Origin of the sequence: Streptomyces sp. ISL-43 (assembly GCF_018614195.1) — a bacterium.
GTDB lineage: Bacteria > Actinomycetota > Actinomycetes > Streptomycetales > Streptomycetaceae > Streptomyces.
In genome coordinates this window covers 415,247-430,229 of sequence record NZ_JAGGOT010000002.1, presented here as the reverse complement: position 1 = coordinate 430,229, position 14,983 = coordinate 415,247, and the positions used below count along the sequence as shown (strand labels likewise).

Sequence of the window (14,983 nt, the reverse complement as noted above, 5' to 3'; positions counted from 1 at the left end):
CGGCGGCCTCGGCCTGCTGACCGCCAAAGGTCGGGACGAACGCGGGCGCCAGGTCAATGGCGGCGTGTTGTCGAAGTTCGCTACGGGAGCCGGGACTTCCCTGCATACGGCGGGCTTCTGGCGCGCGACCGGCATCGTGGGCAGTGTCGCCGCAACCGGATGGGGGGCTTACGAGCTGTACCAGAAGGGCAATCCGGTCGAGGCCTTCAAGGCGGACAAGCTCGGCTACGCGAAGCAGGTCTCGGGCGTGGCATTCAACGCCTCGATGACAGCGGCGATGATTCCCCCAACCCGATGACGATCGGTGCGGCAGTGGTCACCGGAGCGGTCTATGCCGGGCTCTCGATCTGGGACAACCGGGAGAAAATAGCAGAGTTCGGCGGGAAGGTCGCGGACGGAGTGGATAGGGCGAATGACGCGATCAAGAAAGGGGCGGGCAAACTTGCCGACGGCGCCAAGAATCTGGTGAGCAAATACAACCCGTTCGACTGAGAGTCGCCGAAAGGGCACCGTACGCATCGAGCTCGCAGACGTGGCCTGCGACAACACGCACCACTCTGCCGGGCTCACCTGTTCATGGTCCGGCGCGGTGGCGGCTTCGGGCCCGTTCCGCCGACGTTCCCGGCACCGCGCAGGGGCAGGTCGACGGGCTCGATGTCGCCCTGGCCGCCATGCTGGAAGGCGTCCACACGCGCAACCTGCGGCTCTCGGGGGCGCATTCCCGGCCAGGGCAGTTCTTCAGTAGGTTCGACGTGATGTGACTCCGTTTTCCCGGACCGTGGCCCGGCCGAGCCGGAGCCGCGGGCGGGCGGACCACTAAATCGACCCATTCGACCGAGGGGCGCCGAATGCATAGCATCTCATTTGAACTTTCCTACGCGGGCGCCACCGAGGAGCTCGTCTACAAGGCGTCCACCCATGCATGGTCAGGATCCGTGCCCGGATTCGGATCCATCGAGCTGAAGTTTCCGATGCAGCGGGTCGACCGTGATGCCAACTTGCTCCTCGGAGCTGCCTGGGGCGAGAATTTCCCGGCCGTCACCTACATCTCCATAGGATTCCGCAACTACCTGCGGATGGCCGATATGCAGTTGAACGTCAATGAGTGGCCGGCGCTGTTCAAGCGACGCCGCCTGGCCCTGACCCGGCGCGGACGCGCCCTGCACATCAACGTGTGGGGGCGCGACTACCGCTACCAGGTGCTCGCCGGAAAGCGTCAGCACGTGCTCCTGCGCGACGGCGCCAGCATCACCACGACTCGTTCCGAGTGGAGACACCCCAGGAAGATCTCTGGCGTCGCGCAGGGAAACATCGACAATGTCGACGTCGCTCTCGCGATCGCGCTGCAGAGCATGTACACCCGCAACCTCACTTTCGGTGGCGCTTTGTACTCCCTGCCCGGGCGAATGCTGAGCCGGGCGGATCTGCCGGATTTCTGAGCTATCCAAACTGTCTTTGTATCAAAGGAATTAAAAATGCCCTTCGCTTGACGCCGCGCGCCGTCGACTGCGCCTCGCCGATTCCCACATCAGCGTGCTCGGCCTCCTCGTCGAGGAGGAGGCGGTGCCCGCCGAGCTCGAAACGGCGCTGGCCGAACTCCGGGCAGCCAGCATGGTCGACGCCGATGGCCTCCTCACGGGCGAGCTCTACCCGCTCGTGTCCACGCTGCTGGAGCCGGGTGTGATCGTCCGTACGGAGATAACCGGCCCCCAGGGCGTCCTGGAGAGCGGCGCGGTGATCGGCAACGACTTCGTCTTCGTGCACGAGGGCTGGCCCGGCGAGGAAGAGTCCGAGTACGTCCCCGTCGAGGCGCCCCTGCTCGTGCCGGCCCTTGCCCGGAGCGTCGACCTGCACGGCGACATCCTGGAGGGCGCCGACCTCGCCGAGGTGATCACCGCGACCACCGGTGGGCTCGACGCGTTGATGGTGCGCATGGAGGCCAGCCAGGGCGTCGTGACACTGAGGAGGTCGCGGCGGAGACCGGCGCCCCCGAGCGCCTGGTCGAGGTGCTCGCGCAGCTCAACTGCATGTGGCGGATGACGGTGGTGTGGAAGAACGCCCACGTCGAGAACCCCGAGCCGACCTTCACGGGTCTGGCGGTCTGGGACTGCGGGCTGGAGGGCTACTGGGTCCGCGAGCTGCCTGTGGAGCCCGTACGCGAGGGTGACGTCACCCTGGAGAGCCCGCTGCGGGTCCGCCGGACCAACGCCAAGGAGCTGTGGCAGATGATCGCCGACCTCCTGCCGGAGGGCTCGGAACTCGGCTGAACGGCAGTGCCGCTGCCCGCCAGGGTGTCCCTGGGGGGCGGCGGCAGTCGCGTCGTCAGCGGTTGACGGCCTGGATCTCCTGGACCGTCACGTTCTGGGGCTCGCCCTCCATGGCGCCCGAGGGGAGGCCGCCTCGCTGGCCGTTGCTGCCGGTCCAGCCGGCATTCCAGGTGACGGAGGCCTGCAGCGGGAACGTGCCGTTCCCGGAGGAGCGCAGGTAGGTGATCCCGCAGGGCGGGGTCTGGTTCTCGGAGCCCGCGGCGAACGGAACGCCGGCCCCGCCGCCGGGGTTGAACGCGCACTCACCGGAGCCGGGGTGGAGCGTGGCGTCCTGAGTCCCGGGCTTCAGGCGGACGGACGCGGGTCTGGCGGTGGCGGTCGCCGAAATGGTCACGCCACCCGCGTTGAGCGTGGCAGTGACGCTCTTGTCGTTGAAGACGCCCTTGTCGAGCCAGGCCCAAGTGCCGAGGTTGACCTTGGTGTTACCGGCCGGAGCCAGGCTGACCTTGGTTTGCGGCAGGTTGATCTCGCCGTAGGCGATCCGCCCCAGCATTTCGGGCGTGATGGCGTTCTGGGGTGGCGCAGCTCCGTTGTCGACCCAGCGGGGCAGGTCATTGCATGCCTGGGCGGCGGGTTCGAGCTCGCGCCCCTCTGCCCGGACGCCCACCCAGAAGGCGCCCTGACCAGCCTTGTCGAGGTTGTAGTTCTTGTACTCGCCGTCCTCGTATATTTGCTTGAACTGAGCGACGGCTGCCCCCGCGTGGGGCAGTTGGCCGGGCGTGTTCGCCGTCTCGTTGTAGACGGCTTCGATGTACGCCTTGAGCTGCTCGGGCGAGCGAGGCTCGTACCAGCAGGCGGGCGGGGTCCAGTTGCCTTCGGCGGTGAAGCCTTCGCTTTTGGCGCCCGGCTCCCTCTTGTCACCTGTGGTCTGGACGAACGACGTGAGCTTTCCGGCGCTCTGCCCGCCACCCGTCTGGGTCCCGCCCTGATCGCCGCCGCCAGGTCGTTCAGTCCCGGCCATCGCGGCGGTTGGTATGAGAGCCACCGTCGTGGCTGTCATTGCCACCATCACCCGCCGGCCGACATCGGTCACGGCGCGCATGTCTTGTCCCCCCTCTTCGAGTCGAGCCGAGTGGTCTGCCAGATCCCCTTGTCGTTCTTCTCCAGCGCGGTGCTGTAGGTGACATAGGGGCTGCTCGATGCACTCATGTCGACCTTGCCCGTTTTTCTGTCCTTGTTGAATGCTTTGGTGTCGTCAGAGCAGTAGGTGACGGCGGCGGACCTCGCGCTGAAGACCTCGATCTTCGGGCTGAAGAAGCGCATCGTCCCGGTGACGGTCAGGCCGTCCTTCTTGTAGTCGGCGATCCACTTGTCGGCGCCGATCAATGCGTCGCGCTGGTAGTAGAAGGGGATGGCGGGAGAGGCGGGTTCGTCGCTGGCGATAGCCGCGTCGGTGGCGTTGATGCGGTGAGTGACGTCGGTCAGTACGGCGTCCTTCACGGGGTCGCCGGTGGTCCAGCCCTCGAACTCGTTCTTGAAGTCCGCCGGCAGCGTGATCTTCGGGCGCCCCGTCACGTCCGACGGGCTCGCGCTCGGCGACGCCGACGCCGACGGCGGCGCGCTCTGTTCCGAGCCCGCGATCTTGTCGTTGGTCTTGTCGTCGCCTCCGCCGCATGCGGTTAGGAGAAGGGAGACAGTTGCCGCGGCGGCGACTGCAACGGGCAAAGTGCGGCGGTTCACTGGGCGGCTCCTGGTGGGGCGAGGGTCATCTGAAGCTGTCTGACGCTACCCGCGCGGTGAATGGTTTCGCCAGGGCGAAGGGGATTGGATCCCGTTCGATAGGCTGCTGCGCCGCCGGGCGAGGAGGGTTGCGGCGAATGTGACGCCTGCGACGCACGCGCACACCGCCGCGGCGATGAAGGGCCAGTGCGGCCAAGCGGGATCGGCGTAGCCCGGCTCGTACGGGGTCTTCGCGCATTCGGTGGTGGCGTCGCACACGAAGTGCTTGCCCGCGGTGAGCACCAGGCCCGTGGTCACACCGATACCCGTGAGGGCGAGGGCGGCGAGCAGCAGTGCCGCCGGGGCGGCGTACCAGGCTCCGTGGGGGCGGGTGGGCGGCCGGGGCGGGCCGGGTGGTGGGGTGTGCATCGCGGGTTCCCTCCGGCTGGCGGGCTGTTCGGGGACCATCCTCCCGGTCGGGAGGGGGCGCCGTCTGAGTACGCGTACTCATTTATGCGCCGCTGGGTCCCGCTGGGGCGGACTCGCCTTGAGGCGCTTATGTGCTACTGCTACCGTGCGATCAGCTTACTTTTTCTATGGTTCGGTAAAGTCTCCAACAGGCTTTGTTCTGTTAGAGAATGACCGATTTTGTCTGTGGTAGTGCACTGGGGAGCGGTGGAGTGAAGGTCCAGGAACGTTCGGGTGGGGCGAGCCACAGGGGTTCCGGGTCCGCCCAGGGCGTTGGTGAGCGTCTGCCCTCCTCGGGGCGGGAACGCAAGCCCGCGCTGGCCGCGTTGGCGGTTCTGCTCATCCTCGTCGGTGCCCTCGGGGCCACCGTGCTCGTCCTGCGGGCCGGTGAGCGGATCGAGGTCGTCCGGATCTCGGCGGACGTCCCCGCGGGCAAGTCCGTGAGTGACGACACCATGACGCCCGTGCTGGTGGCGGACGACCCCGCCGTCCACTACGTCCGGTGGGAGCAGCGGGAGGCGCTGAAGGCGCTCCAGGCCAAGAACTCCCTGGTCAAGGGCACCGTCGCGATCGGCGAGATGTTCTCGGAGGGCAAGGGCCTGCCGGACGGGAAGGCCTACGTCGGCCTCTCCCTCAAGGACGGCCAGTACCCCTCCGGGCTCAAGGCCGGCGATCACGTCGCCGCCTACCGGGTGAGCGCCGACGCCACCAAGCCCGCGGGCAACGGCGCGGCCGAGGCCAACACGCTGCTCGTGCGTGACGCCAAGGTCAACGACGTCTTCGTCGGCGACGGCAAGACCATCGGCAGCGGCAATCTGCCCGTCACCGTCATGGTCAGCGCCAATGAGATCGCGCCACTGACCCAGGCGGCCGCGGCCGGCCAGGTCTCGTTGGTGCTGATCCCGTCGGCCTCCGGCTGATTCACGGGCGCACAGGAAAGCAGAAGACATGGCGCTCATCGCACTCGCCGCCGACAAGGGGTCACCCGGTGTGACCACCGCGGCGGTCGCGCTCGCGGCCGTCTGGCCGCGGCGCACGCTGCTCGCGGAGGCGGACCCCGCCGGCGGCGACCTCGTATACCGCGGCGCGGCCTCCCACGGGGGACCGCTCAACCCCAACTCCGGCATGCTGTCGATCGCCGCGACCGCGCGTCGCGGCCTCGCCCCGGACCAGCTCTGGGACCACGCGCAGACGATGTCCGGCGGCCTCGACGTACTCGTCGGCATCGGTTCGTCCGAGCAGTCCGCCGGCCTCGTCGGCCAGTGGCCGCTGCTCGGCCGGGCGTTCGCCTCGCTCGCCGAGTCCCCGCACGCGCCCGCCGACGTCATCGCCGACTGCGGCCGGATCGGCGGCGACGGCCCCGCGCTGGAGCTCTTCGCCCATGCCAGCCTGGTGCTGCTGGTCGGCCGAACGCAGCCCGAGAGCATCGCCCGGGTACGGGACAGGGCCCTCGCGCTGTCCGCCCGGCTGCACGGCTCCCAGCGCGGCGCCGGACAGCTCGGCACCCCGCTGATCGGAGTACTGCTGGTGGCCGACCCCAAGGACTCCGCCAGGGTGGTCGGCCAGGTCAACGACATGCTGGTCGCCTCGCACTCGGGCATCCGCGTGGTCGGCTCCCTCGCGTACGACCCGCAGGGGGCGGACCAGTTGGCCGGGCGCCGGCGGGGCCGACTGGACAAGTCCCTGCTGATCCGGTCCGCCCGGCAGGTCTCCTTCGATCTGAACCAGCAGTACGGCGCCGTGTGGGCCGCTCCCCAGGGTCCGTCGGGCGCGGCACCGGGCATGGCCCGATGAGCGCGGTGGACCATCAGCTCGTCAAGCGCTTCCGGCAGGAGGCCGGCGACCGGATCGCCGAACAGCGCCGCGTGGACCAGCTGTCGGGCCTCATGCAGATGTCCGGGGAGGACGAGCGGCAGTACGCCCGCGCCGTCATCGCCCAGATCCTGGAGGACTACGCCCGCGGCGAGATCAACGCGGGCCGCACCCCCTTCGACGCCGAGACCGAGGAGCAGTTCGCGGCCGCCGTGCACGCCGCGCTCTTCGGGGTCGGCCGGCTGCAGCCGCTGCTCGACGACCCCGAAGTCGAGAACATCGACATCAACGGCTGTGACCAGGTGTTCGTCGGGTACGCGAACGGCAGCGAGGTCCGGGCCGACCCGGTGGCCGAGACCGACGAGGAGCTCGTCGAACTCATCCAGGTCCTCGGCGCCTACTCCGGCCTCTCCTCGCGCCCCTTCGACTCCGCCAACCCGCAGCTCGACCTGCGACTGCCCGACGGCTCCCGCCTGTCGGCGGTCATGGACGTGACGCGACGGCCGTCGCTGTCGATCCGCCGGTCCCGCATGGGCAAGGTCTTCATGTCGGACATGGTGGGCAACGGAACCCTCACCCCGGAGCTCGGCCACTTCCTGTCCTGCGCCGTCCGCGCCCGCAAGAACATCATGATCGCCGGCGCGACCAACGCCGGCAAGACCACGCTGCTGCGCGCGCTCGCCAACGAGATCCCGCAACACGAACGCCTGATCACGGTGGAACGGGCCCTGGAGCTCGGCCTCGACACGTTCGCGGAGCTGCACCCCAACGTCGTGGCCTTCGAGGAGCGGCTGCCCAACTCCGAGGGCCAGGGCGCCATCATGATGTCCGAGCTGGTGCGCCGCTCGCTGCGTATGAACCCCTCCCGGGTCATCGTCGGCGAGGTGCTCGGCGACGAGATCGTCACCATGCTCAACGCGATGTCCCAGGGCAACGACGGCTCCCTCTCCACGATCCACGCCAACAGCTCCAGCGAGGTCTTCAGCCGTATCTCCACCTACGCGCTGCAGGCCGCCGAACGGCTGCCCATCGAGGCCAGCCAGATGCTGGTCGCCGGAGCCATCAACTTCGTGGTCTTCGTCGAGCGCCGCAACGCCTTCCAGAGCGGCGGCACGCTCCGCCGCGTCGTCACCTCCGTACGAGAGGTGAACGGGGTCGACGGCCGCGTGCTCTCCAGCGAGGTCTTCGCGGAGACCACCGACGGCCGGGTCGTCCCGCACGCTCCGATCTCCTGCATCGAGGAGCTCGTTCCCTTCGGCTACCGCCCCAGCGGATCCTGGGGGTGAGGCGGACATGAACGGCATCACCTCCATGGGCGGCATCTTCTCGCTGCCCGTCCTGTACGCGCTGCTGTGCGGCCTCGTGGTCGGTGGCGGGCTCGCCCTGCTCACGGCCGCGATCCGGGGGCTGCCCGTCAAACCGGAGCACGAGCGGGCCAATTCGCGCGAGCGTCTCGCCGAGCTGGCCCGGTTCGCCGGCCGTCGCGGCTCCATCGCGATCGGTACCGGCCTCGTCATCCTGCTGCTGACCCGGTGGGCGGTGGCCGGCATCGCCACCGGCGTGCTCGTGTTCTTCTGGGAGCGCCTCTTCGGCGGCGCCGCCGAGGAACGTGCCGCGATGCGCCGCGTCGAGGCCCTCGCGGCCTGGACCGAGTCGCTGCGCGACACCATCGCGGGCGCGGTCGGCCTGGAGCAGGCCATCCCCGCCTCGGCCCGCGCCGCGGCTCCGGCCCTGCGACCTCACCTGGAGACCCTGGTCGACAGGCTGCGGGCCCGCATGCCGCTGCCGGACGCGCTGCAGCACCTCGCCGACGAGATCGACGACGCGTCCGCCGACATCATCGTCGCCGCGCTGATCCTCAACGCCCGGCTCCGCGGCCCCGGTCTGCGGCAGGTCCTGGGCGCGCTCGCCAAGTCCGCGCGCGAGGAGGTCGACATGCGCCAGCGCGTGATGGCCCAGCGCTCCAGCACCCGGCGCAGCGTGCAGATCGTCGTCGGCGTCAGCGTGGCCTTCGTCCTCGGCCTGTCGATCTTCAATCCGGACTTCGTGTCGCCGTACAACTCGCCGATCGGCCAGGCCGTCCTGGCCTGCGTGTGCGGCCTCTTCGCCCTGGGCTTCTGGTGGCTGCGCAAGCTGTCCACCATCGAGACGCCCGAGCGCTTCCTGGTCCGCGACGCCCAGCCGGTGCGCTTCGCACAGCCCCCGTCCGAACACGAGGAGGTCGGTCCGAGGTGAGCCTCACCCTTCCGATCGTGATCGGGGCGATCCTCGGTCTCGGCGTCTACGCGCTCGTCCGGGCCCTGGTGCCCTCCAAGTCCGGCGCGGTGGCGACCGTGGCCCGGATCGACGCGATGCGGGCGCGCGGCGCCCTGTACGAGTCGCCCGGCCGCGTGGTCTCGCAGGAGGCGGACTCCGGCCGGCTCGGCAGCCTCCGCGCCGGCATCGGCGTCCGGGTCGCCGACCTCTACCGGCAGCAGGGCTGGGAACAGCGCTCGCTGCGGGCCGACCTGAACGTCCTGGAGCGCAGCTGGGAGAACTTCCTGGCGACGAAGATCCTGCTGGGTACGGTGGGGCTCTTCTTCGGCCCGTTCCTCTTCGCGATCGTCTGGACCCTCGGCATCGGCAGCGGAGCGGTCATCCCGCTCTGGATGGCCCTGGTCTGCGGCGCCGTCTTCTTCTTCCTCCCCGACCTGGAGGTACGGCGGGACGCGGCGGACAAGCGCCGTGACCTGCGACGCGTCATCGGCGCCTATCTCGACCTGGTCGCGATGAACCTGGCGGGCGGCCGCGGCCTGCCGGAGGCGCTGATGGCGGCCGCCGAGGTCAGTGACGGCTGGGCCCTGCGGCGCATCCGCAACACCCTGGCGGACGCCCGGATCACCGGCACCAGCCAGTGGCAGGCGCTCGGCATGCTCGGCGAAGAGCTGGGCGTGGAGGAACTCAAGGACCTGGCGAGCGCGCTCGGCCTCGTCGCGGAGGACGGCGCGAAGGTCCGCGAGTCCCTGGCCTCCCGCGCCGAAACGATGCGCCACCGGGAGATGGCCGAGATCGAGGGCAGCGCCGGCGAGAAGTCGCAGTCGATGCTCGTGGCCCAACTCCTGCTCTGCGCCGGCTTCCTGGTCTTCCTCATCTTCCCGGCGGCAGTGCGCGTCTTCCAGGGCGCCTGACCCTCCCGAACCAGTCCCGATTCCCATCTCCGAGAGGATCTCCCCACATGAACGGCTTCCGCAAAAGCCACCCGGCCGTCGACTTCCTGATCACGTTCCTGCAGGGCCGGGTGCAGCGCGCCCGGTCCGGTGAGCTGGACCGCGGCGCTTCGGCCGTCGAATGGGTGATCATCTCGGCGGTCGTCGTGGCGATCGTCGGCGTCGTCGCGGCGATCATCAACGCCGCGCTCAGCACGGGGGCCACGAAGGTCGGCAACTGCATCGCGGGCGCCAACCAGTCCGGCACCTGCAAGTAGCCGTACGTTCCCGGTGACCGATGTCGTGAACGGCCGCGCTGCCCGACTTCGCAGCGCCGTACGCCGCAGGGTGGAGGCCGCCTCCGCCCGCGGTGACTCCGGCATGACCGCGATCGAGTTCGTCTTCCTCACACCGCTGCTGTTCTTCATGATCTTCGCGGCGGTGCAGTTCGCCATGTACTCCTTCGCGGACCAGGTGGCGCAGGCCGCGGCCCAGGCCGGCGCGCGCGAGGCCCGGGCCTCGGCGGACGCCAATCCGGGTGCCTGGAGGGGCAAGGCGCGTGACACCGTGGACAGCTACATCCAGCAGCTGGGGCCGCAGTTGGTGCTCCGGCCCGACGTCGTGGTCGACCAGCCGACGGCGAACACGGTGCGCGTCGAGATCACGGCGCAAGTGCCCAGCATCGTGCCGGGCCTCGATCTGACGGTCCACGCGCAGTCGAGCGGGCCGGTCGAGCGGTTCGTACGGGACGGGGGGTGACGGTCCGATGAGTCTTCGGATACGGCAGTGGGCACGCGAGCAGTGGGCACGCGACGGCAGGTCCGACGAGCGTGGGATCTCCACCATCGAGGTGGTCATCATCGCCCCCGTCTTCTTCCTCTTCATCCTGGTCCTCGTCGCCTTCGGCCAGCTCGCACAGGGTCGCGGCGCGGTCGACGGCGCCGCGCGCGACGCGGCCCGGGCCGGCTCCATCCAGAAGAACCGGGACATCGCGATGGCCGAAGCGGTCAAGGCCGCGGAGGCCGACCTGAGCGACGTGTGCTCGGGTCCGGTGACGGTGCGCAAGACGAGCGCGGGCTTCGACCCCGGCGGGTTCTTCACCGTGGAGGTCAGCTGCGAGATCCGCGGCCTGCGCATGCTCGGACTCGACGTCCCGACCAGGATCAGCGGCAACGCCACCTCGTCGCTCGACCGCTACCGGAGGGCGGCATGAGCGGGCCGGACGGGCTGAAGGCCCGGCTGAAGGCGCGCGGTGCGGAGCTGGACGACCGCGGTTCCGGCGCCGGCGCGCTGATCATCTTCAGCATCCTCTTCCTGGCCCTGGCCGCCTTCGTGGTCGACGGCGGCATGGCGATCTCCCAGCGGGAACGAGCCGCGGACATCGCCGAGCAGGCCGCCCGGTTCGCGGCGCAGGACATCGACCGGGCCGCCCTGTACGCGGGTTCGGGCGGTGCCCCGATCAACTTCCAGAACTGCGACCGCCGGGTCCGTCGCTTCGCGGAAGAGTCGAAGATGGCGCTCCCGGACGTCAACGCGTCCTACTGTGTCTCGGCCAGCGCGCGGCAGGTCCAGGTCGAGATCCAGCTGACCTACAAGCCCGTGCTCGGCCTGTACCACCGCGGACCGGTCACGGTACGCGGCAGAGCGGTCGCCGAGTCCGTGACCGGATAGCCCGCGCGACCCCCGTTCCGCCCCACCGCCCTCTCCACACAGGAAGCCGCCATGGCACGCAGCACCCCCCGTACGAGCGCCGCACCGAGACCGCGGCGGACCTTCGGCGATTTCGTCAAGGCGTTCCTCGCGTTCCTCGCGCTGGCCGTGCTCGTGCTCGGCGTCCCGGTGGCGCTCGCGTCCCAGGTCGGCTGGCCGCTGCCGGACGAGGTGCCCTCGCTGGACATGCTCCGCCAGCAGATCACGGTCAAGACCTTCATCTACGTGCTGACCGCGGTCGTGTGGCTGGCCTGGGCCCAGTTCACCGCGTGCGTCCTCGTCGAGGTCAAGGCCGCCGTCTCCGGTTTCGGGATGCCCACGCGGGTCCCCGCCGCCGGGGCGAGCCAGGCCCTCGCCCGGCAACTCGTCGCGGCCCTGCTGCTGGTGACCGCCGGAGCGGCGAGCTTCGCCCCCGGTCTCTCACAGCTGGGCCAGTCGCTCGAGGACCAGCCCCGGCCGGGTGTGGCGGCCTCCGCCCAGCAGACCCCCGGACAGCAGGCACAGCAGGCGGCCCAGGACCGGGCCGCGGAACAGGCGGAGTCCGACCGGCAGGCGGCCGAGCAGGCCAGGGAGGACGGGACGAAGTTCTACCGGATCCAGCCTCCGGAAGGCCGCCACCACGACTCGCTGTGGGAGATCTCCGAGCGGCATCTGGGCGACGGCCGGCGCTACTCCGAGATCTACGAGCTCAACAAGGACCGCGTCCAGCCGGACGGCGAGAAGCTCTCGAAGGCCAGCCTGATCCGGCCCGGCTGGATCATGGAGATGCCCGCCGACGCGTACGGCGGTGATCTCGTGGAGATGCCGGACGAGGCGCCGAAGGTGTCCGAGAAGGTGCGCGAGCAGATCGTGGAGTACTCCCGGAGCGGCGACCACGCGCAGGCCACGGGCAACACGGCCAAGGGGGGCGCGGCCGCCTCCACGGGTGCCGTGGACACGGACACCACACAGTTCGTCCTCCCCCGGGACTGGGCCACCCAGGACAGGTCCGCGGCCACGGCCGGCCCCGCCGACGCCGCGCACGCCTCCGCCGCCGAAGCCGGCGCCCAGGCGCAGGCGGCGGACGCCGACGACTCCTCCTTCGGCCTCCCCGAGGCCCTCCTCGCGTCCCCGCTGCTGGCCGCGGGACTGCTGGCCGCCCTCGGCCGCCGTCGCCGCACCGCCCTGTGGCAGTCCGCGATGGGCACCCTCACGGGCCGCGGCGCCACGCCCCCGCCCGTCCCCACGGGCGAAGCGGCCAACGTGCAGGACGCGTTGTTCGTCGGCGCGGACCCCGATGCCGTACGCCGCCTCGACCGCTCCCTGCGCGGCCTGTCCGCGGCACTCACCGCCGCCTCCCGCCCGCTGCCGACCGTGTACGCGGCCTGGCTCGCCGGCGGCGAGATCCACCTCCAGCTCGGCGACGGGGAGGCCGCCCCGCCTGCGCCGTGGCAGTACGGCCAGGACCAGACGGTCTGGCGCCTGGACCCGGCGGCCGCCGAGGCCGCCCCGGCCGGCGACAGCGCGGCCCCCTACCCCGGTCTGGTCAGCATCGGCACGCTGGGCGGGAACCGCCTGCTGCTGAACCTGGAGGCCGTACCGGGCGTGGTCGCCCTGACCGGCGCTCCGGCGGACCGGTCGGCGGTCATGTCCTCGATCGCCGCCGAACTCGCGACCAACGGCTGGTCCGACCGCCTGACGATCACCCTGGTCGGCTTCGGCGAGGAGCTCACGGCCCTCGCACCCACCCGGCTGCACCACCTGCCCGAGATCGACGACCTGCTGCCCGTCATGGAGGCCGAGACCCGCCAGCGGGCCGGTGCACTGGGCGCGGCGGGCCACGACTCCGTCCTGACCGGGCGCACCGGCCACGCGCAGGACAACCGGTGGGCGCCGCACTTCGTGCTGCTCGCCGCCGAGCCGACCGAGGCCCAGGCCTCCGCGCTCGCCGCACTCGGCGCCGACGCGGCCCGCCTCGGCATCGGATACCTCCTCGGTACGCCGACGCAGAACCTTCCCGGCGCGGTCTGGGAGTTGGAGGCCACCTCCGACGGCCGGCTGCTCGCCCCGGTGCTGGGCCTCGAACTCCAAGCCCAGACGCTGCCCCGGGCCCAGCACGAAGCCGTCGTACAGCTCTTCCGGGACGCCGACGGCGAGATCGGCCACGACCCGGACCCGGGCGCCCCGCCCTTCCTCGTCGACGTCACCGAGCAGGGCCGCCCGGCGGTCTACGCCCGGATCATCGGCCCGGTCGAGCTCATCGGCCTCGGCACCCCGGATCCCGACCGCGCCGCGCTGATGACCGAGGCGCTCGCCATGTGCCTGCTGCACCGCGAGGGGGTCAACCCGAGGGTGCTCGCCGCCGCGCTGTGGCCGCGGGGCGTGACCGATGACGTCCGTGACGCGCTCATCGAGCGGCTGGGGGAGTGGCTCGGCACCGAACCGGACGGCACCCCGAGGCTGCGCGCGGGCGCGGCCGGCCGGCTCACCCTGGCCCCGTCCGTCGTCTCCGACCTCGACGTGCTGCGGTCGCTGCACTACGAGGCGACGCAGGGCCGCGGAGCCCGGAACGCGGGCATCCGCGAGCGGCTGCTCACCGACGCGCTGGGCCTCGTACGGGGAGACCTGCTCCCGGACCGGCCCGCGGGGCGGTACAGGTGGCTCTCCCACGAGATCATCGACGCGCAACTGCCCCTGCTCGTCACCGAGGTCGCCCTGACCCTGTCCGAGCACCAGCTCGGAAAGGACCGGCCCGAGCAGGCCATCGGCGCGCTCTCCACCGCCATGACGCTGTCGCCCGCCGACGAGCGGCTGTGGAACGAGATGCTCCGGGCCACCCACGCCACCGGCGACACGGGACGCCTGGCGGCGCTCGCCGCCACGTTGACCACGCGCGCCGGCGAACTCGGCGGCGGTCGCGGCCTGCCCCCGCGCACGGCGGCCCTCCTCGACGAGCTCCTGCCGACCTGGCGCGGCGACAGCGCGACGGCGAGCTGACGTTGGACGTCACGCAGGCCCTGGTCGTGGCCGGCGCCGCCGTGTGGGGCGTCGCCTCCGGCTTCCTCGTACCGCGTGCCGCCTACCGGCTCGCCGTCGAACGGGACGACGCGTGGCGTACGGGGTGCCCGGCCGGGCACCCGCTGACGGGCCCGGCCGGGGGCTGGCTGGGTCGCGCGGTCTGCGTGCCGTGCGGCGGGGCCGCCGGGGCCTACCGGCCCGCGCTGCCGCCCGTACTCGTGACGGCCGCGGCCTGCGGGGCGCTCGCCGCGGCCGTCGGGGGCCGCCCCGAGCTGTTCGTGTGGCTGGCCTTCGCGCCGTTCGGCGTCCTGCTGGCCTTCGTCGACGCGGCCGTGTTCCGGCTGCCCGACGTACTGACCCTGCCGCTCGCCGCGCTGACGGCGGCCGGCCTCGGCCTGGCCGTGCTCCTTCCCGGGGCGGCGGGCTCCTGGCCGACCGCTCTGCTCGGCGGCCCGGCCCTCGGCGGCTGCTACCTGGTGCTCTTCCTGATCAACCCCCGCGGCATGGGGTTCGGGGACGTCAAACTCGCGCTCACGCTCGGCCAGGTCATGGGCTGGTACGGCTGGCCCGTCCTGTTCCTGGGGACCTTCGCGGCCTTCCTCGCGGGCGCGGTCCACGGGCTCGTCCTGATCCTGCTGCGCCGTGCGGGCCGCAGGACCGCGATGCCCTTCGGCCCCTTCATGCTCGCCGGTGCGCTGGCCGCGGTGGTGTACGGCGGACTCGGCTGAGCGCGATCTCCAGGGGTGTCCCGGAAGTGGTCATGACCCTGGCGTAGGCTGGATCGGTCCGGACCCTTGACACAGCCGAACGACACAGCCGAAAGGT

General features: G+C 71.0%; 19 protein-coding genes and 1 pseudogene. 16 read left to right on the top strand and 4 right to left on the bottom strand.

Annotated elements, in window-relative coordinates; all coding sequences use genetic code 11:
- A pseudogene (locus J7F03_RS02730) lies at nucleotides 1–298 on the top strand (mucin-2); the annotation flags it as partial.
- A complete protein-coding gene (locus J7F03_RS02725) occupies nucleotides 295–492 on the top strand; it encodes a hypothetical protein (protein ID WP_214946967.1) in 198 nt (65 codons plus the stop codon). The pseudogene J7F03_RS02730 and the gene J7F03_RS02725, both read left to right, overlap by 4 nt.
- Before the next feature lie 74 nt (nucleotides 493–566).
- On the opposite strand, the gene J7F03_RS41870 is transcribed toward J7F03_RS02725, so the two are convergent.
- Nucleotides 567–689 (bottom strand): hypothetical protein, encoded by a 123-nt coding sequence (locus J7F03_RS41870; RefSeq protein WP_285440374.1) that lies wholly within the window; start codon nucleotides 687–689, stop codon nucleotides 567–569.
- 159 nt (nucleotides 690–848) lie between these two features.
- On the opposite strand from J7F03_RS41870, the gene J7F03_RS02720 reads away from it, so the two are divergent.
- From J7F03_RS02720 to J7F03_RS40700, 3 genes are all read left to right on the top strand, one after another.
- On the top strand, nucleotides 849–1,439 hold the full coding sequence (locus J7F03_RS02720) for a hypothetical protein (protein ID WP_214946966.1): 591 nt from the start codon (nucleotides 849–851) through the stop codon (nucleotides 1,437–1,439).
- Between the two features lie 94 nt (nucleotides 1,440–1,533).
- Complete coding sequence (locus tag J7F03_RS02715) at nucleotides 1,534–2,040, top strand: hypothetical protein (RefSeq protein WP_251071249.1); 507 nt, start codon at nucleotides 1,534–1,536, stop codon at nucleotides 2,038–2,040.
- Entirely contained in the window at nucleotides 2,037–2,267 is a 231-nt protein-coding gene (locus J7F03_RS40700; protein WP_251071248.1) for a hypothetical protein, read from the top strand. Before J7F03_RS02715 ends, J7F03_RS40700 begins: the two co-directional genes overlap by 4 nt.
- Nucleotides 2,268–2,322: 55 nt before the next feature.
- Here J7F03_RS40700 and J7F03_RS02710 read toward each other — a convergent pair whose 3' ends face one another.
- The 3 genes from J7F03_RS02710 to J7F03_RS02700 form a co-directional block, all read right to left on the bottom strand.
- Nucleotides 2,323–3,288 carry a hypothetical protein gene (locus J7F03_RS02710; protein WP_251071247.1) on the bottom strand — a complete coding sequence of 322 codons (966 nt, stop codon included), beginning with the start codon at nucleotides 3,286–3,288 and terminating at the stop codon, nucleotides 2,323–2,325.
- Nucleotides 3,289–3,356: 68 nt separating this feature from the next.
- The gene (locus J7F03_RS02705; protein ID WP_214946965.1) at nucleotides 3,357–4,007 is read right to left on the bottom strand and encodes a hypothetical protein; all 651 of its coding nucleotides are present in this window, start codon (nucleotides 4,005–4,007) and stop codon (nucleotides 3,357–3,359) included.
- Between the two features lie 45 nt (nucleotides 4,008–4,052).
- Nucleotides 4,053–4,415, bottom strand: coding sequence for a hypothetical protein (locus J7F03_RS02700; RefSeq protein ID WP_214946964.1), 363 nt, complete (start codon nucleotides 4,413–4,415; stop codon nucleotides 4,053–4,055).
- Between the two features lie 251 nt (nucleotides 4,416–4,666).
- Here J7F03_RS02700 and J7F03_RS02695 point away from each other — a divergent pair, with 251 nt between their 5' ends.
- The 11 genes from J7F03_RS02695 (at nucleotide 4,667) to J7F03_RS02645 (ending at nucleotide 14,886) form a co-directional block, all read left to right on the top strand.
- Complete coding sequence (locus J7F03_RS02695; protein WP_214946963.1) at nucleotides 4,667–5,374, top strand: hypothetical protein; 708 nt, start codon at nucleotides 4,667–4,669, stop codon at nucleotides 5,372–5,374.
- A gap of 28 nt (nucleotides 5,375–5,402) precedes the next feature.
- On the top strand, nucleotides 5,403–6,248 hold the full coding sequence (locus tag J7F03_RS02690) for a hypothetical protein (protein ID WP_214946962.1): 846 nt from the start codon (nucleotides 5,403–5,405) through the stop codon (nucleotides 6,246–6,248).
- On the top strand, nucleotides 6,245–7,552 hold the full coding sequence (locus J7F03_RS02685; protein ID WP_214946961.1) for a CpaF family protein: 1,308 nt from the start codon (nucleotides 6,245–6,247) through the stop codon (nucleotides 7,550–7,552). Before J7F03_RS02690 ends, J7F03_RS02685 begins: the two co-directional genes overlap by 4 nt.
- Before the next feature lie 7 nt (nucleotides 7,553–7,559).
- Complete coding sequence (locus J7F03_RS02680; protein WP_214946960.1) at nucleotides 7,560–8,501, top strand: type II secretion system F family protein; 942 nt, start codon at nucleotides 7,560–7,562, stop codon at nucleotides 8,499–8,501.
- Nucleotides 8,498–9,433, top strand: a complete 936-nt coding sequence (locus tag J7F03_RS02675) for a type II secretion system F family protein (RefSeq protein ID WP_214946959.1) — start codon at nucleotides 8,498–8,500, stop codon at nucleotides 9,431–9,433. The genes J7F03_RS02680 and J7F03_RS02675 overlap by 4 nt, the downstream gene beginning before the upstream one ends.
- A 47-nt stretch (nucleotides 9,434–9,480) precedes the next feature.
- The gene (locus J7F03_RS02670) at nucleotides 9,481–9,729 is read left to right on the top strand and encodes a hypothetical protein (RefSeq protein WP_214946958.1); all 249 of its coding nucleotides are present in this window, start codon (nucleotides 9,481–9,483) and stop codon (nucleotides 9,727–9,729) included.
- Nucleotides 9,730–9,832: 103 nt separating this feature from the next.
- The gene (locus tag J7F03_RS02665) at nucleotides 9,833–10,210 is read left to right on the top strand and encodes a TadE family protein (RefSeq protein ID WP_214946999.1); all 378 of its coding nucleotides are present in this window, start codon (nucleotides 9,833–9,835) and stop codon (nucleotides 10,208–10,210) included.
- Nucleotides 10,211–10,217: 7 nt separating this feature from the next.
- Nucleotides 10,218–10,664, top strand: a complete 447-nt coding sequence (locus J7F03_RS02660; RefSeq protein WP_214946957.1) for a TadE/TadG family type IV pilus assembly protein — start codon at nucleotides 10,218–10,220, stop codon at nucleotides 10,662–10,664.
- Nucleotides 10,661–11,122 carry a Tad domain-containing protein gene (locus tag J7F03_RS02655; protein WP_214946956.1) on the top strand — a complete coding sequence of 154 codons (462 nt, stop codon included), beginning with the start codon at nucleotides 10,661–10,663 and terminating at the stop codon, nucleotides 11,120–11,122. Before J7F03_RS02660 ends, J7F03_RS02655 begins: the two co-directional genes overlap by 4 nt.
- 51 nt (nucleotides 11,123–11,173) lie before the next feature.
- On the top strand, nucleotides 11,174–14,137 hold the full coding sequence (locus J7F03_RS02650; protein ID WP_214946955.1) for a BTAD domain-containing putative transcriptional regulator: 2,964 nt from the start codon (nucleotides 11,174–11,176) through the stop codon (nucleotides 14,135–14,137).
- Between the two features lie 2 nt (nucleotides 14,138–14,139).
- Nucleotides 14,140–14,886, top strand: a complete 747-nt coding sequence (locus J7F03_RS02645; protein ID WP_214946954.1) for an A24 family peptidase — start codon at nucleotides 14,140–14,142, stop codon at nucleotides 14,884–14,886.
- Nucleotides 14,887–14,983 lie beyond the last annotated feature (97 nt).

Excerpts from the sequence above, each read along its gene's own strand:
- J7F03_RS02690 (WP_214946962.1), top strand. The coding sequence starts at position 5,403 with ATGGCGCTCATCGCACTCGCCGCCGACAAGGGGTCACCCGGTGTGACC.
- J7F03_RS02665 (WP_214946999.1), top strand. The coding sequence starts at position 9,833 with ATGACCGCGATCGAGTTCGTCTTCCTCACACCGCTGCTGTTCTTCATG.
- J7F03_RS02680 (WP_214946960.1), top strand. The coding sequence starts at position 7,560 with ATGAACGGCATCACCTCCATGGGCGGCATCTTCTCGCTGCCCGTCCTG.
- J7F03_RS02725 (WP_214946967.1), top strand. The coding sequence starts at position 295 with ATGACGATCGGTGCGGCAGTGGTCACCGGAGCGGTCTATGCCGGGCTC.
- J7F03_RS02700 (WP_214946964.1), bottom strand. The coding sequence starts at position 4,415 with ATGCACACCCCACCACCCGGCCCGCCCCGGCCGCCCACCCGCCCCCAC.
- J7F03_RS02655 (WP_214946956.1), top strand. The coding sequence starts at position 10,661 with ATGAGCGGGCCGGACGGGCTGAAGGCCCGGCTGAAGGCGCGCGGTGCG.
- J7F03_RS02685 (WP_214946961.1), top strand. The coding sequence starts at position 6,245 with ATGAGCGCGGTGGACCATCAGCTCGTCAAGCGCTTCCGGCAGGAGGCC.
- J7F03_RS40700 (WP_251071248.1), top strand. The coding sequence starts at position 2,037 with ATGACGGTGGTGTGGAAGAACGCCCACGTCGAGAACCCCGAGCCGACC.
- J7F03_RS02710 (WP_251071247.1), bottom strand. The coding sequence starts at position 3,288 with ATGGCCGGGACTGAACGACCTGGCGGCGGCGATCAGGGCGGGACCCAG.
- J7F03_RS02670 (WP_214946958.1), top strand. The coding sequence starts at position 9,481 with ATGAACGGCTTCCGCAAAAGCCACCCGGCCGTCGACTTCCTGATCACG.
- J7F03_RS02650 (WP_214946955.1), top strand. The coding sequence starts at position 11,174 with ATGGCACGCAGCACCCCCCGTACGAGCGCCGCACCGAGACCGCGGCGG.
- J7F03_RS02720 (WP_214946966.1), top strand. The coding sequence starts at position 849 with ATGCATAGCATCTCATTTGAACTTTCCTACGCGGGCGCCACCGAGGAG.
- J7F03_RS02660 (WP_214946957.1), top strand. The coding sequence starts at position 10,218 with ATGAGTCTTCGGATACGGCAGTGGGCACGCGAGCAGTGGGCACGCGAC.